Source organism: Streptomyces sp. PU-14G, assembly GCF_041028275.1.
Taxonomy (GTDB): domain Bacteria; phylum Actinomycetota; class Actinomycetes; order Streptomycetales; family Streptomycetaceae; genus Streptomyces.
Genome location: NZ_JASKYT010000098.1, coordinates 1 through 20,411 on the forward strand (window position 1 = coordinate 1; position 20,411 = coordinate 20,411).

The 20,411-nt window shown below is 71.2% G+C and carries 14 protein-coding genes, 1 tRNA gene and 1 pseudogene; 5 read left to right on the top strand and 11 right to left on the bottom strand.

The window, feature by feature from the left end; genetic code table 11:
• A pseudogene (locus AB8Z75_RS14295) lies at positions 1-180 on the bottom strand (transcriptional regulator); the annotation flags it as partial.
• 110 nt (positions 181-290) lie between these two features.
• Positions 291-365: transfer RNA gene (locus AB8Z75_RS14300), tRNA-Leu, on the bottom strand.
• Positions 366-575: 210 nt separating this feature from the next.
• Between AB8Z75_RS14300 and AB8Z75_RS14305 the strand changes: the two genes are divergently transcribed.
• Positions 576-1,148 carry an ANTAR domain-containing response regulator gene (locus AB8Z75_RS14305; RefSeq protein WP_369201888.1) on the top strand — a complete coding sequence of 191 codons (573 nt, stop codon included), beginning with the start codon at positions 576-578 and terminating at the stop codon, positions 1,146-1,148.
• Positions 1,149-1,204: 56 nt separating this feature from the next.
• On the opposite strand, the gene AB8Z75_RS14310 is transcribed toward AB8Z75_RS14305, so the two are convergent.
• The 7 genes from AB8Z75_RS14310 to AB8Z75_RS14340 form a co-directional block, all read right to left on the bottom strand.
• Positions 1,205-1,921, bottom strand: a complete 717-nt coding sequence (locus AB8Z75_RS14310; protein WP_369201900.1) for an ABC transporter ATP-binding protein — start codon at positions 1,919-1,921, stop codon at positions 1,205-1,207.
• Complete coding sequence (locus AB8Z75_RS14315; RefSeq protein ID WP_369201889.1) at positions 1,918-2,925, bottom strand: ABC transporter ATP-binding protein; 1,008 nt, start codon at positions 2,923-2,925, stop codon at positions 1,918-1,920. Before AB8Z75_RS14315 ends, AB8Z75_RS14310 begins: the two co-directional genes overlap by 4 nt.
• Positions 2,926-2,932: 7 nt before the next feature.
• Positions 2,933-4,801, bottom strand: a complete 1,869-nt coding sequence (locus tag AB8Z75_RS14320) for a branched-chain amino acid ABC transporter permease (protein WP_369201890.1) — start codon at positions 4,799-4,801, stop codon at positions 2,933-2,935.
• A gap of 5 nt (positions 4,802-4,806) precedes the next feature.
• Positions 4,807-5,736, bottom strand: coding sequence for a branched-chain amino acid ABC transporter permease (locus AB8Z75_RS14325; protein ID WP_369201891.1), 930 nt, complete (start codon positions 5,734-5,736; stop codon positions 4,807-4,809).
• Between the two features lie 102 nt (positions 5,737-5,838).
• A complete protein-coding gene (locus AB8Z75_RS14330; RefSeq protein WP_369201892.1) occupies positions 5,839-7,083 on the bottom strand; it encodes a branched-chain amino acid ABC transporter substrate-binding protein in 1,245 nt (414 codons plus the stop codon).
• A 594-nt stretch (positions 7,084-7,677) separates the two neighbouring features.
• On the bottom strand, positions 7,678-8,124 hold the full coding sequence (locus tag AB8Z75_RS14335; protein ID WP_369201893.1) for a PaaI family thioesterase: 447 nt from the start codon (positions 8,122-8,124) through the stop codon (positions 7,678-7,680).
• An 82-nt stretch (positions 8,125-8,206) separates the two neighbouring features.
• Positions 8,207-10,489, bottom strand: coding sequence for an FdhF/YdeP family oxidoreductase (locus AB8Z75_RS14340; RefSeq protein ID WP_369201894.1), 2,283 nt, complete (start codon positions 10,487-10,489; stop codon positions 8,207-8,209).
• A gap of 88 nt (positions 10,490-10,577) precedes the next feature.
• On the opposite strand from AB8Z75_RS14340, the gene polA reads away from it, so the two are divergent.
• From polA to AB8Z75_RS14360, 4 genes are all read left to right on the top strand, one after another.
• On the top strand, positions 10,578-13,319 hold the full coding sequence (gene polA, locus AB8Z75_RS14345) for a DNA polymerase I (RefSeq protein WP_369201895.1): 2,742 nt from the start codon (positions 10,578-10,580) through the stop codon (positions 13,317-13,319).
• A gap of 269 nt (positions 13,320-13,588) precedes the next feature.
• Positions 13,589-15,319 carry a lytic murein transglycosylase gene (locus AB8Z75_RS14350; RefSeq protein ID WP_369201896.1) on the top strand — a complete coding sequence of 577 codons (1,731 nt, stop codon included), beginning with the start codon at positions 13,589-13,591 and terminating at the stop codon, positions 15,317-15,319.
• Positions 15,320-15,466: 147 nt separating this feature from the next.
• Positions 15,467-15,601 carry an SPW_0924 family protein gene (locus tag AB8Z75_RS14355; protein WP_369201897.1) on the top strand — a complete coding sequence of 45 codons (135 nt, stop codon included), beginning with the start codon at positions 15,467-15,469 and terminating at the stop codon, positions 15,599-15,601.
• Positions 15,602-15,614: 13 nt separating this feature from the next.
• The gene (locus AB8Z75_RS14360; RefSeq protein ID WP_369201898.1) at positions 15,615-16,712 is read left to right on the top strand and encodes a DUF3068 domain-containing protein; all 1,098 of its coding nucleotides are present in this window, start codon (positions 15,615-15,617) and stop codon (positions 16,710-16,712) included.
• An 82-nt stretch (positions 16,713-16,794) separates the two neighbouring features.
• Here AB8Z75_RS14360 and hrpB read toward each other — a convergent pair whose 3' ends face one another.
• Positions 16,795-19,341 carry an ATP-dependent helicase HrpB gene (gene hrpB, locus AB8Z75_RS14365; RefSeq protein WP_369201899.1) on the bottom strand — a complete coding sequence of 849 codons (2,547 nt, stop codon included), beginning with the start codon at positions 19,339-19,341 and terminating at the stop codon, positions 16,795-16,797.
• Positions 19,342-19,549: 208 nt separating this feature from the next.
• Complete coding sequence (locus AB8Z75_RS14370) at positions 19,550-20,359, bottom strand: class I SAM-dependent methyltransferase (RefSeq protein ID WP_369201901.1); 810 nt, start codon at positions 20,357-20,359, stop codon at positions 19,550-19,552.
• Between the last annotated feature and the right edge of the window lie 52 nt (positions 20,360-20,411).

A 20,411-nucleotide genomic window follows, 5' to 3' on the forward strand; every position in this document is an offset into this window, starting at 1 on the left:
GAGGCCGGGCGGGGAGGAGCACCGGGCGCAGGTGGCGGCGTAGCGGGGCTTCGGATGGAGCCGCTGTTGCCAGTGGCGCAGGCACCATCTGGAGACGCCGGTCTGCTTGCTCACCGAATTGAGGCTGCGCCCTTGGGCTACGAGGGCGAGGGCGTGCTTCCTCGTCGCGAGGTCGTACATGCGAACAGGATCGGGCTGTCCGTTCGACTCACGGGCGGCGAAGCGGGCTCGCTAGCCCGAACGAGTGAGATCGCACGCTCTCACTTGACGCCTTCGAATCGAAGGTAAAGTGCCCCGGGTCGGACTCGAACCGACACTGTATGGGTTTTGAATCCATTGCCTGCTGCCAATTGGGCTACCGGGGCCAGTGGAATCGAAGGCTTACGCCCACCCGCTGTGCTCTTACTTTACAGGACCTGGGTAGGCTCGAGGGCCCCACCTGTGCGGAAACGAGGAGCCCAGTGAGCGCCGCGGACGTCCCCGAGTCTGAGAGTGTCCAGAGTGCAGAGCCCGTCGAGGCGGCTGCTGCCGAGACGAGCGGTAGCGCGCACGTGCCCCCGGCCACGCGGCGGGTCGTGATCGCGGAGGACGAGGCCCTGATCCGGATGGATCTCAAGGAGATGCTCGAGGAGGAGGGCTACACCGTCGTCGGCGAGGCCGGCGACGGGCAGCGGGCCGTGGAGCTGGCCCGCGAGCACCAGCCCGACCTGTGCATTCTCGATGTGAAGATGCCCGTGCTCGACGGCATCTCCGCGGCGGAGAAGATCGCCGAGGAGAGCATCGCGCCGGTGCTGATGCTGACCGCGTTCTCCCAGCGCGAGCTGGTCGAGCGGGCCCGTGACGCGGGTGCGATGGCCTACCTGGTGAAGCCGTTCAGCAAGAGCGACGTGGTGCCGGCCATCGAGATGGCCGTCTCGCGGTTCACGGAGCTGCGGGAGCTGGAGAAGGAGGTTGCGGACCTCGCCCAGCGGCTGGAGACGCGGAAGCTGGTGGACCGGGCCAAGAGCGTGCTGCAGACGCAGTACGGGCTGACGGAGCCGGCTGCGTTCCGCTGGATCCAGAAGACGTCGATGGATCGCAGGCTGTCGATGCAGCAGGTCGCGGAGGCGGTCATCGCGGACGGCGAGGAACGCAAGAAGCAGCAGTAGGAGGAGTGGCACGGGAGGGGGCGCCCGCGGGCGCCCCCTCGCTGTCGTGGCTGCGCTCAGTCCTCGCCGAGGTACGCCTTGCGTACCGACTCGTCGTGCAGCAGTTCCTCTCCGGTGCCGGAGAGGGTGATGCTGCCGATCTCCATCACGTGCCCGTGGTCGGCGAGGGAGAGCGCGGCCTGGGCGTTCTGTTCGACCAGCAGGATGGTCGTGCCGGCGGATTTGAGTTCGGTGATGGTGGCCATGATCTTCTGCATCATGATCGGTGAGAGGCCCATGGAGGGCTCGTCGAGCATGAGCAGTTTGGGCCGGGACATCAGGGCGCGGCCCATGGCGAGCATCTGTTGTTCGCCGCCGGAGAGGGTGCCGGCGGCTTGGCGGCGGCGTTCCGAGAGGATGGGGAAGCGCTCGTAGGCGTTGTCGATGTCGCGGGCGATGCCGTCGGTGTCCTTGCGGAGGAAGGCGCCGAGCTGGAGGTTCTCCTCGATGCTGAGGCGGGGGAAGATGCGTCGGCCTTCGGGGGAGTGGGCCAGCCCCATGGACACGATCTTGTGTGCGCCGACCCCGTTGAGCACCTGTCCCTCGAAGGTGATCTTTCCGGCGAGGGGTTTGAGCAGTCCGGAGAGGGTGCGCAGGGTGGTGGTCTTGCCGGCGCCGTTGGTGCCGATGAGGGTGACGACCTCGCCGGCTTCGACGGAGAACGAGATGCCTTTGACGGCTTCGATCTTGCCGTAGGCGACGCGCAGGTCCTCGACTTCGAGCAGGGCCATCAGTCTGCCTTCCCTTCCGGGGCGTCCGCCGGCTGGTCGGCTTGCGCCGCCTGCTCCGCGGCTGCCGCCTCGGCCTCTTCCGCGGCGCGGCTCTCGGCCTCTTCTGCGGCGCGGGCTTCCGCCTCTTCCGCGGCGCGGGCTTCCGCCTCTTCCGCCGCGCGGACCTCGGCCGCTTCCGCCTCGCCGGGTTCGCCTTCGAAGGGGGTGCCGAGGTAGGCGGCGATGACGCGGTCGTCGTTCTGGACGGTGTCCGGGGTGCCTTCGACGAGTTTCTCGCCCTGGACGAGGACGGCGACCCGGTCGCAGAGGTTGAAGATGAACCGCATGTCGTGCTCGATGACGAGGACGGCGGTGCCCTGTTCGCGGATGGCGAGGACGAGTTCGCGGGTGGCGGTGGTCTCGACGGCGGTCATGCCCGCGGTGGGTTCGTCGAGGAGCAGCAGTCCCGGTTCGCTGGCGAGGGCGCGGGCGATCTCCAGTTTGCGTTGTTCGCCGTAGGGGAGGTTGCGGGCGAGGTGGTCGCGTTTGTCGGCGAGGCCGGTGAAGTGGAGCAGTTCCATGGCGCGGTCTTCGGAGTGGCGTTCGGCGCGCCGGAAGCGGGGGCCGCGGACGAGGGCGGAGAAGAGGCCTTCGTGGGTGCGGGTGTGGCGGCCGACGAGGACGTTCTCCAGGACGGTCATGTTGGCGAAGAGGCGGATGTTCTGGAAGGTGCGGGCGATGCCTGCCTGGGTGACGAGGTGGGAGCGGTGGGGCAGGACGGTGCCTTTGTAGCTGACGGTTCCCTCGGTGGGGATGTAGAGCCCCGTGAGGCAGTTGAAGAAGGTGGTCTTGCCGGCGCCGTTGGGGCCGATGAGGCCGACGATCTCTCCGGCGCGCACGGTGAGGTTCACGTCGCGGACGGCGGTCAGGCCGCCGAAGCGCATGGTGACGCCGGAGGCGTCGAGGACGGCGCTGCCGGCTTCGCGGGGTGCGGGGTTCTCGGCTGCCGTGGTGGTGGGTGTCGTCATGGGGTCCTCACGCCTCCGTCTTGCCGATGCCGGGGAGGCCGGGGGTTGTCTGTGCGGTGGCGTCGGGGACGTCGAGTTGTCCCGTCTCGTGGAACTCCAACTGTTTGCGGCGGTCGGCGATGAGGCCTTCGGGCCTGAAGCGCATCAGCAGGACGAGGGCGATGCCGAAGAGCAGCAACTGGTAGTCGGCCATGAACTGGAGTTTGGCCGGGATGAGGTAGAGGAGCGCGGCGCCGATGAGGGGTCCGCTGACGGTTCCCATGCCGCCGAGGATGACGGCGATGAGGAGGAAGGCGGAGTTGGGTGGCGCGGTGTGGACGAACTTGTAGGACTCGGGGTTGACGGAGAACTCGACGTGGGCGAGGACGGTGCCGGCCATGCCGGCGAGGGTGGCGCCGAGGGCGAAGGCCATGAGTTTGAGCCGGAAGGCGTTGACGCCCATGGCGCGTGCCGCGGTCTCGTCCTCGCGGATGGCGATCCAGGCCCGGCCGATGCGGGAGTTGTCGGAGCGCCGGAAGATGGTGACGACGATGGCGGTGAACAGCAGCATCAGCAGGTAGTAGTTGGCGAATCTGCCGAGTTCGAAGCCGAGGACGGTGTGGGGTTCGCCGAGGTTGAAGCCGAAGATCTCCAGGTCGGGGATGTTGGGGATGCCGTTGGGGCCGTTGGTGATGTTGGGTCCTGAGTCGCCGTCGAGGTTCTGTACGGAGATGCGGAAGATCTCTCCGAAGCCGAGGGTGACGATGGCGAGGTAGTCGCCGTGCAGGCGCAGGGAGGGGAAGCCGATGACGAGGCCGAAGACGAGGGCGACGGCGGCTCCGATGAGGACGGCGGCCCAGAAGGGTACGTGGATGCCGAGGGAGGAGGTCTCGGCTCCGGAGACGAGCGCCGCGGTGTAGGCGCCGACGCCGAGGAAGGCGACGTATCCGAGGTCGAGGATGCCGGCGAGGCCGACGACCATGTTGAGACCGAGGGCGACGGTGGCGAAGATCAGGACGCTGACGGCGATGTTGGTGTAGGCCTCGTTGCTCTGGGTGAGGGGGAAGAGCAGCGCGGCGACGAAGGTGGCGGCGAGGGTGACGCCGCGGTGTTTGGCGGTCAGCGCGGTCAGCCGCCGGGGCAGCCCGGTGCGGTGGAGGGCGGGGAAGGCGAAGGCGGAGATCATCAGGAAGCCGATGAACGGGGGTCCGCCGTCCGCTTCGATGCCGTAGGCGAAGACGTAGAGGCCCAGCGCGCAGGAGGCGCAGATCACGAGGATCTCGGCCCAGTCGGGCAGGGGTGCGGGCCGTCCTGGCGCGGGTGCTTTGAGCGCGTGGGTGAGGCGTGCCCAGGGGCCGGGCTCGCGGGTGCCGTCGCCGGTTTCGCGGGCGAGGTCGGCGGGGAGCGCGAGGGCTCCGATGACGGCGAGGAGGCTGCCGGCAACGCCGATCCACATGCCGGGTTCGAGGTTGACGAGGCCGCCGAGTTCGACGGCGATGGCGCCTGCGGTGTACCAGGTGACGGCGAGTGAGGCGAGGGCCATCAGCAGCAGGGCGCTGTGTTTGCCGCCGGGGGTGAGCCAGCGCAGTCCGCGTACGCCTGCGGTGGCGAGCAGGAGGGCGGCGGTCAGGACGGCGGCGACGAGGGTGAGGAGCTGGAGTCCTGCCGGGTAGAGGGCGAGGGTGAGGTCGCCGGGGAACTCGGCGGTCCAGGTCCAGGGGAGCATGGTCGAGACGAAGGCGAGGACCGCTCCCGCGCCGACGAGTACGCGGCCGTTTCTGCGGCTGGTGTGCGGGTCGGCGCCGAGGGGGAGGGGTCCTGGGACCGTGGCGGAGTGGCGTGCCGGGGTGGCTGCTCGCGCGGTGTGCGCGCCGGTGTCGGTGTGGTGTGTCGTCATGGGTATCACGCCCGATCCGCGAGGCGTTCGCCGAGGATGCCCTGGGGCCGCAGGAGGAGGACGAGGATGAGCAGCACGAACGCCCACACGTCCTTCCACGAGCCGCCGCCGAACTGTTCGAGTCCGGGGATGTTGCCGATGTAGGCGGTGGCCAGGGCTTCGGCGACGCCGAGGACGAGGCCGCCGACCATGGCGCCGTAGATGTTGCCGATGCCGCCGAGGACGGCGGCGGTGAAGGCCTTGAGCCCGGCGATGAAGCCCATGCGGAAGTTGACCTCGCCGGTTTTGAAGCCTTGTGCGATGGCGGCGACGGCGGCGAACGCGGCGCCGATGGCGAAGGCCATCACGATGATGCGGTCGGTGTTGATGCCCATCAGCTTGGCCGTGTCGGGGTCCTGGGAGGTGGCCTGCATGGCGCGTCCCGTGCGGGTCTTGGCGACGAACAGGCCGAGGGCGAGCATGCACACGGGCGCGGAGATGAAGATGAACAGGTCCTCGCGGGAGAGGGTGACGAAGCCGAGGTCGAGGTCGCCGCCGCCGATCTGCGGGAAGGGCCGGGCCTTCTTGGCGTTCGGGTAGAAGGCCCAGACGGCCTGCTGGAGGGCGAGGGAGAGGCCGATCGCGGTGATCAGCGGGGAGAGCCGGGGGCCGCCGCGCAGCGGCCGGTAGGCGAAGCGTTCGGCCCCGACGGCGACGAGCACGGCGCACACGACGCCGAGCAGGATCATCAGGGGGAGGGCGAGGGCCATGCCCGTTCCGTCGGGCAGCCACAGGTAGGCGGTCAGCGCGCCGAAGCCGCCGATCATGAATATCTCGCCGTGGGCGAAGTTGATGAGCTGGACGATGCCGTAGACCATCGTGTACCCGATCGCGATGAGGCCGTACAACGCGCCGAGTGCGAGTCCGTTCGCCAGCTGATCCGGCAGACCGTGCACCGGGGGACTCCTTGGGTGTGTCCGATACGGCTGCGCGGGGGCGCGTCCAAGCGCCCCCGCGCAGCCGTCGTTCGCTGGAAGGTGGGGCGGGGCTCGGTCCGGTCAGCTCTCCTTGAAGGTGCCGGTCTGCACGGGTTCGTGCTTGCCGTTCTTGACCTCGTAGACGGACAGCTGCTTGTTGGTGGTGTCGCCGTACTCGTCGAAGCCGACCTGTCCGGTCACGCCGTCGAACGTGACGTCCTGCATGGCCTCGGTGACCTGCTTGCGGGCGTCGTCCATGTTGTCGGGCAGCTTGCCGTCGTTCTTCTCCACGACGGCCTTGACGGCGAGGATGACCGCCCTGGTGCTGTCGTAGGCGTAGCCGCCGTAGGCCTCGTAGGGCAGCTTGTAGCCGGCCTTCTTGTAGTTCTCCATGAACGTCTTGGCGGTGTCGAGGCTCTCCAGCGGCGCGCCGACGGAGGTGGCGAGGTCGCCCTCGACGTTCTTCTTGCCGAGCTTGGTGTACTCCTCGCTGTAGAGGGCGTCACCGCCGACGACCAGTGCCTTGGACCCCGCCTTGCTGATCTGGGCGCTGAGCGGGGCGCCTGCCGGGTATTCGCCGCCGTAGTAGACGAAGTCGGCCTTGGACTTGGCGACCTTGGTGGCGACGGCGGAGAAGTCGCGGTCGTCGGGGTTGATGTGGTCGGTGCCCACGATCTTGCCGCCGAGTTTCTTGAACTCGTCGGTGAAGGTGCCCGCCAGCCCGGCGCCGTAGGTCTTCTTGTCGTCGATGATGTACGCCTTCTTGAACTTGCGCTTTTCGTACAGGTACTGGGCGGCGTACGGGCCCTGGACGGCGTCGGTGGCGCAGGTGCGGTAGTAGGTGTCGAAGAGTCGTTTCTTCTCGCCCTTCTGCCAGTCGGGGCCCTGGGTGAGCTCGGGCGCCGTGTTGGCGGGGGAGACCTGCACCATGTTCGCGTTGCCGAAGACCTTCTGCATGGACTGGCCGACGTGCGAGTTGAGGGGGCCGACGGCGCCGATGACCTCGTCGTTGCCGACGAACTTGGTGGCGTTCTGCTGGCCTGTGCCGGCCTGGCCCTGGTCGTCCAGTGCCTGGATCTTGAAGGTGACGCCGTCGACCTCGTTGTTCTTGTTGGCGATCTTGACCGCGAGCTCGCTGGAGTTCTTGATGCCCTGCCCCAGCGCGGACAGGTCGCCGGTCAGCGGTGCGTCGAGCCCGATGACGACGGTGGTCTTGTCCCCACTGCCGCCACCGCCGCTCTTGTCGTCGCGCGAGCCGCACGCGGACAGGGTGAGAGCTCCCACCGTGACGGTGGTGGTGAGTATGAGCAAGGAACGGTGACGCACGATCAGTCCTTTCCCCGAGGCGCGGCCCTCGTGGCATGAGTGCGTGAGTGGCCGTGTCGCGCGCCGGGCCGTACGGGGGTACAGATCGGTGCTGTGTCATGCACGCCCGGCGGCGCGGTGACTGGCGGTGACTCTAAGGCGAGCCTGTGAAGACGGGCAGAGGTCCAGTCGAGGATGTGACTTTCTTGTTATCACCGTCACGGAACCAGCAGGTCGCCAATTGATCTTGCGTCAACTCTCCCTGTGTGACGGGGAGATGGCGGACACGTTTCGCGGCCCGAAGCCGCAGTTGGCTCGGGCAGTCGCCAGTCAAGATCGGAAAGAGGGTCCGCATACCGTACGCAGCACGCGCGTGAGTGCCCGCGCGAAGCCGCGTGCGCGGATCATGTGGAGGTCACGACACGGACGCGTCACGCACCGTGACGTAGAGAGCGCCCCCGAAGGGGCGCGGGGGCTACCCTTGCGCCGCAGAGGAGATGTGGACGCGCCCCGAAGGGGCGCGGGGAACTGCGCGGCAAACCACACTCCACCCGCAGCCCGCACACTGCGGCAAGTGGCACCCCCCGTGCCGGAACAAGACCCGCAGGAAAAAACTCAGCGCAGCAGACACGTGAGCCGCGCGGAGCACACGCGCCGCCCCTGCTCGTCCGAGACGGCGATCTCGTAACTGGTCATGGTCCGCCCCCGGTGGACGGGGGTGGCGACCCCCGTCACCAGTCCGGCGCGCGGGCCCCGGTGGTGGGTGCAGTTCAGGTCGACTCCCACGGCGGTCTTGCCGGGTCCGCCGTGCAGCATGGCTCCCACCGACCCGAGCGTCTCGGCCAGCACAGCGGAGGCGCCGCCGTGCAGCAGCCCGTACGGCTGCGTGTTGCCCTCCACGGGAAGCGTGCCGACGACCCGCTCGGGGGAGGCCTCCACAATCTCCAGGCCCATGCGCTCGCCCAGCGCCCCCGCGGAGAACAGCGCCGGCAGGTCGAGGCCCGAGCCTTCCCACTGGTCCAGGATCTCCTGGGGGAACTTGGTGGTGGTCCGCTCACCCATGCGCCGCTGCTCCGTTCACGTGTCGCCCGACCGGCCGGCGGGGGAGTGGACCGGCCGGTCCGAGCCTATGCCCGTACGGGCGTCACTCGGCCGCGGACGGAGTGAGACTGATCACGACGGACTTGCTGGCGGGGGTGTTGCTGACGTCGGCGGTGGCGTCCAGCGGGACCAGCACGTTGGTCTCGGGATAGTAGGCAGCGGCGCAGCCGGGCGCTGTCGGGTAGTGGACGACGCGGAACCCGCGTGCCACCCGTTCCCGCCCGTCGCCCCACTCGCTGCGCAGGTCGGCGTACGCGCCGTCGGCCAGCCCGAGCGCCTCGGCGTCCTCGGGGCGTACGAGCACCACGCGGCGGCCGTTCTTGATGCCGCGGTAGCGGTCGTCGAGGCCGTAGACGGTGGTGTTGTACTGGTCGTGCGAGCGGAGCGTCTGCAGCAGCAGCCGGCCCTTCGGCACCCGCGGGTACTCGACGGGTGCGGCGGTGAAGTTCGCCTTGCCCGTGGCGGTGGGGAAGCGCCGCTCGTCGCGCGGCGCGTGCGGCAGCGCGAAACCTCCGGGCCGTGCGACGCGCGCGTTGAAGTCCTCGAAGCCGGGGATCACGCGGGCGATCCGGTCGCGGATCAGCCCGTAATCCCCCTCGAACTCCTCCCACGGGGTGTCCGAGCCGGCGCCGAGCGTGGCGCGGGCCAGGCGGGCGACGATGGCGGGCTCGGACAGCAGATGGGGGCTCGCGGGTGCGAGCCGTCCGCGGGAGGCGTGCACCATGCCCATGGAGTCCTCCACGGTCACGCACTGGTCACCGCCGCGCTGGGTGTCGCGTTCCGTGCGCCCGAGCGTGGGCAGGATCAGCGCCCGCGCGCCGGTCACGCAGTGGGAGCGGTTGAGCTTGGTGGACACGTGCACGGTCAGCCGGGCTTGCCGCATCGCGTCCTCGGTGACCTCGGTGTCGGGGGAGGCGGCCACGAAGTTGCCGCCCATCGCGACGAACACCTTCGCCTGTCCGTCGCGCATCGCCCGGATGGCTCGTACGACGTCCAGACCGTGCTCGCGCGGCGGGGCGAAGCCGAACTCGCGCTCCAGCGCGTCCAGGAAGGCGGGCGCGGGCCGCTCGAAGATGCCCATCGTGCGGTCGCCCTGCACGTTGCTGTGGCCGCGCACGGGGCACACGCCCGCGCCGGGTCGGCCGATGTTCCCGCGCAGCAGCAGGAAGTTGACCACCTCGCGGATGGTGGGCACCGAGTGCTTGTGCTGGGTGAGCCCCATGGCCCAGCACACCACGGTGCGGCGCGAGGCCAGCACCATCTCCAGCGCGCGCTCGATCTCGGCGTGCTCAAGGCCGGTGGCGGCTGCGGTCTCGTCCCAGTCGGTGGCGCGGGCGGCCTTCGCGAACTCCTCGAAGCCGTGCGTGTACTCCGCGACGAATCCCTCGTCGAGCGCTCCCTCCCGTTCCAGGAGCATACGGTTCAGCGCGCGGAAGAGGGCCTGGTCGCCGCCGAGGCGGATCTGCAGGAACAGGTCGGTGAGCGGGGTGCCGCCCGCGGCCAGCCCCTTGGGGGTCTGCGGGTTCTTGAACCGCTCCATCCCGGCCTCGGGCAGCGGATTCACCGTGATGATCTGCGCGCCGCCCGCCTTGGCCTTCTCCAGCGCGGAGAGCATCCGGGGGTGGTTGGTCCCCGGATTCTGCCCGGCGACGATGATCAGATCCGCCTTGTACAGGTCCTCCAGCAGGACGCTGCCCTTGCCGACGCCGAGCGTCTCGGTCAGCGCGGAGCCGGACGACTCGTGGCACATGTTGGAGCAGTCCGGCAGGTTGTTCGTGCCGAACTCGCGCGCGAAGAGCTGGTAGAGGAACGCCGCCTCGTTGCTGGTCCGCCCCGAGGTGTAGAAAACCGCCTCATCGGGTGACGTCAGGCCCCGCAGCTCCTCGGCGATCAGGTCGAAGGCCGCCTCCCAGCTGATCGGCTCATAGTGCTCTGCGCCCTCGGGCAGGTACATCGGCTCGGTCAGCCGCCCCTGCTGCCCCAGCCAGTACCCCGACCGCTCGGCGAGGTCGGCGACCGGGTGCGAGGCGAAGAACGCGCGGGTGACCCGGCGGGTGGTCGCCTCCTCGGCGACCGCCTTGGCGCCGTTCTCGCAGAACTCCGCCGTATGCCGTTGGTCACCCTCGGGCCATGCGCAGCCCGGGCAGTCGAACCCGTCCTTCTGGTTGACGCGCAGCAGCGTCAGCGCGGTCCGCCTCACCCCCATCTGCTGCCGCGCCATGCGCAGCGAGTGCCCGACGGCGGGCAGCCCGGCCGCCGCCTGTGCGGGCGCCCCCACCTGGGGCGCGTCCTGAACGGGATCACTGGAGGGAGCCTTACGCGTCATAACACCTGATGGTGCCACCGCACCCGGGGCGGCAGCCACACACCGGCGTGCTCCGCCGTTGTCACAGCCGCATGCGAGGATCGGTTCCGTGGCTAAGAAGGCAGCGAAGACGGCACAGGCGGCGACCGGGCAGACGAAGGACGGCGGGGCGCAGCCCCGCCTGATGCTCATGGACGGGCATTCCCTCGCGTACCGCGCGTTCTACGCGCTTCCCGCGGAGAACTTCAACACCACCACGGGGCAGCCCACCAACGCGATCTACGGTTTCGCGTCGATGCTGGCGAACACGCTGCGCGACGAGGCGCCCACGCACTTCGCCGTCGCCTTCGACGTCTCGCGCAAGACCTGGCGTTCGGCGGAGTTCGCGGAGTACAAGGCGAACAGGTCCAAGAGCCCGGACGAGTTCAAGGGCCAGGTGGAGCTGATCGGCGAGCTGCTGGACGCCATGAAGGTGCGCCGCTACGCGATCGACGGCTACGAGGCGGACGACGTCATCGCCACGCTCGCCACCGCTGCCGAGGCAGAGGGCTTCCAGGTGTCGATCGTCACGGGCGACCGTGACACCTTCCAGCTCGTCAGCGACAACGTCACGGTGCTCTACCCCACCAAGGGCGTCTCCGAGCTGACGCGCTACACCCCCGAGAAGGTGGCCGAGAAGTACGGCCTGACGCCCGGGCAGTATCCGGACTTCGCGGCGCTGCGCGGCGACCCCTCGGACAACCTGCCGGGTATCCCGGGCGTCGGCGAGAAGACGGCCACGAAGTGGATCACGCAGTTCGGCTCCCTCGCCGAGCTGGCCGAGCGGGTGGACGAGGTCAAGGGCAAGGCGGGCGACAACCTCCGCTCGCACCTGGAGTCCGTGCTCCTCAACCGCCGGCTGACCGAGCTGGTCCGCGACGTCCCGCTGCCGGACGGCCCCGAGGACCTGAGCCGTGTCGCCTACGACAGGGACGCGCTGGCCGTCATCCTGGACGCGCTGGAGTTCCGCCACCAGAACTTCCGCGACCGCCTCTTCGCCGCCGACCCGGGCGCCGCCGCCGAGGAGGAGGAGCCCGCCTCGGCGGACGGCATCGAGCTGGACGGCACCGTCGTCGAGGCCGGCACGCTCGCGCCCTGGCTCGAGCGGCACGGCCCGGCCACGCTCGGCGTCGCCACGGTGGACGTGTGGAAGCAGGGCAGCGGCAGCGTGAGCGAGATCGCGCTGGCCACCGGCGCGGGCCCCGCGGTCTGGTTCGACCCGGCCGAGCTGACCGAGGGGGACGAGCAGGCGTTCGCCGCCTGGCTGGCCGCCGCGGACCGGCAGAAGGTGATGCACGACGCGAAGGCCCTGATGCGGGTCTTCGCCGACCACGGCTGGTCGGTGGCCGGGGTGTGGATGGACACCGCGCTGGCCGCCTACCTCGACAAGCCCGGCCGCCGCTCCTTCGCCCTGGACGCGCTGTCGGTGGAGTACCTGGGCCGCGAGCTGGGCCCGACGGCGGAGTCGGACGGCCAGCTGGCGCTGGGCGTGGACGAGCAGGCCGAGGCCGAAGCGTTGATGGTCAAGGCGCGCACGGTGCTGGACCTGGGCGTCGCCTTCGAGGTCAGGCTGGATCAGGTGGGCGCCGCCGACCTGCTGCGCGATCTGGAGCTGCCGACCTCGCAGGTGCTGGCCCGGATGGAGCGCGCGGGCATCGCCGCTGACCGCGAGTGGCTGCAGGGGCTGGAGCAGCAGTTCGCCGACGCCGTGCAGCAGGCGGTCGGCGAGGCGCACGCCGCGGTGGGGCACGAGTTCAACCTGGGCTCGCCCAAGCAGCTCCAGGAGGTCCTCTTCGGTGAGCTGGGGCTGCCCAAGACGAAGAAGACGAAGACGGGCTACACCACGGACGCGGACGCGCTGGCCTGGCTCGCGGCCCAGACGGAGCACGAGCTGCCGGTGCTCATGCTGCGCTACCGCGAGCAGCAGAAGCTGCGCACCACGGTCGAGGGCCTGATCAAGACGATCGCGCCCGACGGCCGGATCCACACCACCTTCAACCAGACCGTGGCCGCCACCGGCCGGCTCTCCTCCACGGACCCGAACCTGCAGAACATCCCGGTGCGCACGGACGAGGGCCGGGCCATCCGCCGCGGCTTCCGCGTCGGTGAGGGCTTCGAGTCGCTGATGACGGCCGACTACAGCCAGATCGAGCTGCGCGTGATGGCGCACCTGTCCGAGGACGCGGGGCTGATCGAGGCCTTCACCTCGGGTGAGGACCTGCACACGACGGTCGCGGCCCAGGTCTTCGGCGTCGAGAAGGGCGCCGTCGACGCGGAGATGCGGCGCAAGATCAAGGCGATGTCCTACGGGCTGGCCTACGGGCTCTCCGCGTTCGGGCTCTCCCAGCAGTTGGGCATCACCCCGGACGAGGCGCGGGGGCTGATGGACACCTACTTCGAGCGCTTCGGCGGAGTACGGGACTACCTGCGCCGTACGGTGGAGGAGGCCCGCGCCACTGGCTACACCCACACGATCATGGGCCGCCGGCGCTATCTGCCGGACCTGACCAGCGACCAGCGGCAGCGCCGGGAGATGGCCGAGCGGATGGCGCTCAACGCCCCGATCCAGGGCACGGCCGCCGACATCGTGAAGGTCGCCATGCTCAAGGTCGACGCGGCCCTGCGCGACGCTCAGCTGCGCTCGCGAATGCTGCTCCAGGTGCACGACGAGATCGTGCTGGAGATCGCGCCCGGGGAGCGGGATCAGGTGGAGAAGCTGGTGCGCTCCGAGATGACCTCCGCGGTGTCGCTGCGCGCGCCGCTGGACGTGTCCGTCGGCGTCGGCCAGGACTGGGAGTCGGCCGCGCACTGACGGCGGACCTTCCCCGGCCGTGGTGGCCCGCGCACTGGCGTCGGACGTCGGGCCTCCCCGGGGCGTGGCGGCGTGGGAACTGCGGGCCGTCCTCGGGGCGTTGGGGGGTGCGTCCGGCGAACGGCGTGGGAACCGGCGGTGAACCGGCCGCGAAGGCGGTGCGGAAGCTCCAGAAGTGGCCGATGGCCGCTGACTTGTGGGCTACTGTGCCGTAAGGTCGCCTCGATGTGGGTGATTGCGTCCGAAGGGGAGAGGACGGGGACGGCTCTATGGCGCGATACCGGGGCAGGCACGCCGCGCAGCAGAAGGCAGGGAAGGCGTCGGGACACCGGCGCCGCTTCAGGCTGAGCAGCAGCAGATACCGCAGGGGTTTGGGGGGCACGGCGATCGCCGCCGTCGTGATGGCGGCGCTGACCGCTTCCCAGGCCCCCGGCGTCGAGCTCGGCGGTGACCAGGGCAAGGGCCGTTCGGACGCCGCGGGCGACCGCACGCCGGGCGACGGCAGTTACGAGACGGAGCTGCCGCCGCTGGAGTCCCCCCGCCCGCCGGAGGACGCGGCTCCCGGCGGTTCGGGAGACGAGTCGGGCATCCCCGCCTCGGTGCTCCGCGCCTACAAGAAGGCCGCCAAGTCGCTCGCCTCGCGCACGCCGGGGTGCGGTCTGCGCTGGGAACTGCTCGCGGGCATCGGCAGGGTGGAGTCGGGCCAGGCGCGCGGCGGCGCCGTCGACAAGGACGGCACGACGCTGCGGCCCATCCTCGGCCCGGTGCTCAACGGCGCCGGTTTCGCCAACATCAAGGACACCGACGGTGGCCGTTGGGACGGCGACACGACCTACGACCGCGCGGTCGGCCCGATGCAGTTCATCCCCTCCACGTGGGACCGCTGGGGCGCCGACGGCAACGGCGACGGGCGCAAGGACCCCAACAACGTGTACGACGCGGCGCTGGCCGCAGGGCAGTACCTGTGCGCGGACGGCCGCGACCTGTCGACGAAGGCCGACCTGGACCGCGCGATCCTCAGCTACAACAACTCCGACGAGTATCTGCGCACCGTCCTGGCCTGGTTCGCGTACTACCGCGAGGGCACCCACTCGGTGCCGGACAGCGACGGGCCGCTGCTGCCGACCGCACCGGGACTCGGCGAGTCCGGCGGCGGCCCCGACAAGGGCGGCTCCCCGTCAGGGCCCGGCAAGGGAACGTCGCCCTCCAAGCCCGGAAAGCCAGACAAGCCAGACAAGCCGGGCAAGCCTGACAAGCCCGGCGGTGGCGACGACCACAACGGCGGTGGGGGCAACGAGGGCGATGACGGTGACGACGGCGAGACGCCGTCTCCCGACCCGACGGCGCCCGACGCCATCGTGGCGGACGGCACCCAGAGCTTCTCCGCGGTCGCGGGAGACGAGTTCGCCAAGAGCCCGCGGGTGAGGGTCGAGACCTCCAAGGGCAAGGGCGTCAAGGGCGTGAAGGTCGACTTCGCGATCGACGGCGCCACCGAGGCGTCCTTCGAGGGCGGTGCCAAGAAGGCGACCGTCACCACCGACGCCAAGGGCTTCGCCGAGGCGCCCCGTCTCGACGCGGGCGCCAAGGCCGGTTCCTTCACCGTCCACGCGTCCGTCCCGGGCAAGAAGCTGGGTACGGTGGACTTCACGGCAAAGGTGACGGCGGCGGAGGCCGACAAGCTGGCGCGGACCAGTGACGTCGCGCTGCTGGCCCCCAAGAACGGCCGCTTCGTGCTGCCGGTCGAGGTCAAGGCCACCCGCAACGGCAAGCCGGTCGCGAACACGGCGGTGACGGCGACGCTGGAGAACACCGAGCAGGGCCCGCACTTCCGAAACGACAAGGGCGAGCCGGTGCGCACCCCGGTGAACCTGACGACGGACGAGAACGGCGTCGTCAAGGTCGAGGGGCTGTTCGCCGACGACAAGGCGGACACCTACACCCTCACCCTCGCCGCCAAGGGCGGTGCCACGACGAAGGTGAAGCTCACGATCACGGGCTGAGCCGGCACACCTCCTGCGGCGSGCCCCGGTGCTCGGCACCGGGGCGCGCCGCACTGTTCCCATCCCGCACGGGCGTTGCTACGGTGCGAGCTCTCACCTGACGAGCCGTCAGCTCACCGTCGTCGGCCACCCCACCGGGAGGTGGACATGCGTGCTCTCATCGCCGCCGGGATCGGACTGGTGGCCGCCCTCGCGCTCGTCTTCGCGATCACGGCGATGGGCGTCCCACCCGGCGAGACCTCGAAGAAGCCCCTGCACACCACCGTCCCCGAGCACCCGTAGGCAGGGAGGCAGCATGCGCCGCAGAGCGAGCCTGGTCCTGCTGGCCTTCGCGGTCTTCTTCGCCGCGCTCTCGCCGCTCATCCGCTGGTACGCCTTTCCGCGGCTGGCGAAGATCCCGCCCAGCCAGTACCAGTCCATGGTCCTGGAGGCGAAGAACGCGACCCTCCTCGACTACGCCACCATGCAGTCGAAGAAGGTGCCCAAGGTCAGCATCGTGCAGACGCTCAAGGGCAACGTGGAGGCGGCCGAGAAGGTGAAGGACCGTACGGGGCGCGACGTCGTCGTGTGGGACACGCTCAGCTACGTCGCCGACGACAAGGGCAAGATGGTCTCCCGCATCCCGGAGCGGTACGTCTTCGACGCCCACTCCCAGGAGCCCGTGCACACCGGGGGCGAGCACGTCGACCACGACCCGGTGCGCCGCGAGGGCATCGAGTACAAGTGGCCGTTCCTGGTCGAGAAGCGCGACTACGAGTACTTCGACTTCCAGACCCGCACCTCCGCGCCCATCCACTACAAGGGCACCCGCACGGTGCACGGCCTGGAGACCTACTACTTCGAGCAGACCATTCCCTGGACCAAGGTGAAGGTCCCCAAGAAGCTGCCGCTGGGTGCCACCCCCGAGACCGTCGAACAGATCGGTCTTGAGCGCTGGTACACCACCAAGAGGATGTTCTGGGTCGACCCCGTCACCGGGGCGCCGGTGGACGGGCAGGAGATCCACAAGGAGGAGATGCGCTGGAAGGACCAGCCGGACAAGAAGCCCCTGACGGCTTTCGCCGGGCATGTGAAGATGCGCCCCGACTTCCAGGCGGACGCCGTCGACCAGGTCAAGTCCCAGCGTCAGCTCGTGCTCGCCCTCACGTCCTACCTGCCCTGGGGATTCCTCGTGCTCGGCGGTGCGCTGCTGGCCCTCTCCCTCACTCTGGAGGCCCGCGCCCGCGGTCGCGGCTCAGCGGACGGGGCGAAGGCCGCGGGCGGCCGGGACGACGACAGCGGCCCGGGCGGCGGCGGTGGCGGCAGCGCGGGCGGTGGCGGCCCCGGCGGCACCACCGGCGCCGAGGAGGGCACGGCCACCGTCCGCGGGCAGCCGGAAGGAGTGGGCAGGTAGCCCGAGTTCCTGCCGCCGGCGCTCCGCGGCAGCCTCACGGCGACCGCCCGCGTGCTCCTTACGACGACCGCCCACGTGCTCCTTACGACGACCGCCCGCGGGCTCTGGTGTGCCGGGTGGGCTCCGCCGTGGCAGGGTCCTGCGGCCACGGGTGCCTGGGGTAGCGCCCGCGCAACTCGGCCCGCACGCTCCGGTAGCCCTCCGCCCAGAAGGAGGCCAGGTCGGCCGTGACGGCGGCCGGGCGCCCCGCGGGGGTCAGCAGGTGGACGAGCAGCGGTACCCGCCCGTCCGCCACGCGGGGCGTGGCGCGTGCCCCGAACATCTCCTGGAGCTTGACGGCCAGCACCGGCTGCTCCGCCTCGTAGTCGACGCGGATCCGGGACCCGGAGGGCACCTCGACCCGCTCCGGCGCCAGCTCGTCGAGGCGCGCCGCTTGGCCACCGGACCACGGCAGCAGCCCCGACAGGACGTCGCCCGCCTCGACCCGGGCCAGGTCGGCCCGCGAGCGCGCCTCTCCCAGCCACTCGTCGGCCCGTGCCAGCAGCGCCTCGTCCGAGACGTCGGGCCACGGCTCGCCCAGCGTGCGGTGCAGGAAGCCGAGCCGGAGGCGCAGCGCTCGCGCGCTCGGTGACCACCGCAGCAGCCCCGGCCCGTGCTGCCGCAACCCCTCCAGCGCCGCCTCGCGCAACAGGGCACGCGGCGGGTTCCGCAGCGGCCGTGCGGCCAGCCGCACCGCGCCCAGCGACTCCACCTCGCGGGCCACCACGTCGCCGCCCTGCCCTTGCGGGCCCGCGGCGGAATCCCAGCGCACCTCCTCATGGGCCTCGTGCAGGGCGCCCGCCGCGGCGAGGGCTGTGGGTTCGTCGACGGCCGCCGCCAGCCGGATCCGCGCCGAGGCGGATCCGGCCGGGCGGTCCGCGACGGCGACGGCCAGCCACGGCGTGCCGCGCAGCCGGCTGCCGGCGGCCGGCTCCGCCCGCGTCCCGCCGACCATCAGGTAGGAGCCCTGCTGCTGTGCCCGGCCGATCCGCTCGGGCTGGGCGAGCGCGACGACCGTGCCGACCCCGGCCTCGTCCGTCAGCCCCTCCGGGCGCGGCACCTCCTCGCCCAGCAGCGACCGGAGTCGCCGCACTTCGGCGCTCCACCGCGCCCCGTACGGATCGGACCTGCCCGCCGAACGGGCCCGCCGCAGCGCCTCCACCGCGTCGTCCCCGTAGGCACGCGGCGCCTCCTCGCTCAGCAGCGCCACCGTCTCGCTCGCCAGTTCGCTGCCCACGGCGGCGGCGCCGTCCAGCAGGGCGCGGGCCAGCCGGGGGTGCACGCCGGTACGGGCCATGCGCCGCCCCCGCGCCGTCACCCGCCCGGCCCCGTCCAGGGCGTCGACGGCACGCAGCGTCTCGCGGGCCGCGCTCATCGCCCCCGCCGGCGGAGCGTCGAGCAGCGCCAGCCCCCGTGCGTCGGGATCGCCCCAGCAGGCGGCCTGCAGCGCGAAGGCCGTCAGGTCGGCGACGGTGATCTCCGGCGACGGCTCCCGAGGCCGCCCCGCCTCCTCGGCCGCGGCCCAGCACGCGTAGGCGACACCCGGCGCCTGGCGTCCCGCTCGGCCGCGCCGCTGCTCCACCCCCGCGCGCGAGACCCGCACGGTGGTCAGCGAAGCCAGACCGCGCGCGTGGTCCGTGCGGGGCTCACGGGCGAGCCCCGCGTCCACGACGACCCGCACGCCGGGCACCGTCAGGCTCGACTCCGCCACCGACGTCGAAAGGATGACCCGCCGCTCGCCGTCCGCGCCCGCGTCCGCGCTGCCGCGCAACACCTCGTCCTGCGTGTGTGCGGGCGCCCGCCCGTGCAGCTGGAACACCTGTGCGTCCACCCGGTCCAGGAGAGCCGCCACCCGGCCGATCTCCCCGACGCCCGGCAGGAAGCACAGCACATCGCCGTGGGGGACCTCCTCCAGCGCGCGGCGGACCGTCGCCGCCACGTGGCGCAGCAGCGCCGGGTCCACCCACGTGCCGTGCGCGGGCCGCACCTGAGCGGGCGGCGGCGCGTACCGCACCTCCACCGGGTGGCTCGTCCCCCGTCCGGGTACGACCGGAGCGGACAGCAGCCGCGCCCACGCCGCGCTGTCCTGCGTCGCCGACGCGGCGATCACCCGCAGCTCAGGGCGGAGCGTCGAGCGCACGTCCAGCAGGAACGCCAGGGCCGTGTCCGCGTCCAGGTGCCGCTCGTGGCACTCGTCCATCACGACGACGTCCACACCGGGCAGCTCCTGGTCCCGCTGCAGACGCTGGAGCAGCACCCCTGTCGTGACGACCTCCACCCGGGTACGCGGCCCCACCCGGCGCTCGCCCCGCACCGTGAAGCCCACGCTCTCGCCGGGACGCTCGCCCAGCAGCCACGCCATCCGGCGCGCAGCCGACCGCGCGGCCATCCGCCGCGGTTCCGCGACCAGCACCCTTCGGGCGGGCTCGCCCTGACCGAGGAGTCCCGCCAGCGCGAGCGGCAGCAGCGTCGTCTTGCCGGTGCCCGGCGGGGCGTGCACGACTGCTGAGCCGTACTCGTCCAGGGCCCTCCGCAACCGCGGGAGGGCTTCGGCGATGGGGAGCTGGGAGAGCTGGTCGTCGTGGCGCACCGGGCGATTGTCCCCGCCCCCGCCCCCTCACCGACCGAGCGGGGCTCCGCCTCCCGCACGCGCGAGCGCATCCATACGTACGTGTGCACACGCATCCGTACGCGCGTACGCACGCACCCGTACGGGCGTGTGTGCACGGATCTGTACGCGCACCCACACGGGCGGTGCACGCATCTATACGCGCACCCACATGGGCTTGTGCCCGCATCTATACGCGCGTGCACACGAAGATCGCCGTCCCCGGTACCAGCCGCCCCCGCAGGGGAGACCATCCGCCCCACACCTGCTGGTTCCACTCGGGCCACTCGGGCTCGACCAGGTCGTCGAGCCGGAACCCCGCGCCGACCAGGTCCCGTACCCGGTCGCCCATCGTCCGGTGGTGCTCGGCGTACACGGCGCGCCCGCCCGCGTCCTGCTCCACGTACGGCGTCCGGTCGAAGTAGGAGTGCAGGATGGTCAGCCCCTCGGGTCCCGGCTCGTCGGGCAGGGCCCACCGCAGGGGGTGGGTCAGCGAGAAGACCCACCGCCCACCGGGCCGCAGTACCCGCGCCACCTCGGCGAAGACCCGTTCGGGGTCGGCCACGAACGGGATCGCTCCGAACGCGGAGCAGGCCAGGTCGAAGGAGCCGGCCGCGAAGGGCAGGGCCCGGGCGTCCGCCTCGACCAGCGGGAGCGCGCCGTCGCCGCCCTGTCCTTCGCCGTCCTGTCCTTCGCCGATCCGCAGGGCGTGCTGGAGCTGCCGGTGGGACAGGTCGAGGGCGACGGGCCTGGCGCCCTGGCCCGCCAGCCACCGCGAACACTGGGCGGCACCCGCGCCGACCTCCAGCACCCTGAGGCCCCGCAGCCGCTCGGCGGGCCCGAGCAGGCGGGCTTCCGCCTCGTCGAGCCCTTCGGGGCCCCAGACGAAGCGGGCGTCCCCGAGGAAGTCGCCGTGGTCGTTCTGGTACTCGTCCGCGTTGCGGTCCCACCATCCGCGGTTGGCCCGGCTGCTCTCACGGCCGCCGGCGGGGCGCCGCACCGCGTCGGCGTCGTCGTCGGGGGAGCCGCCGGSGGCCCCGYSRGRGCMGCCG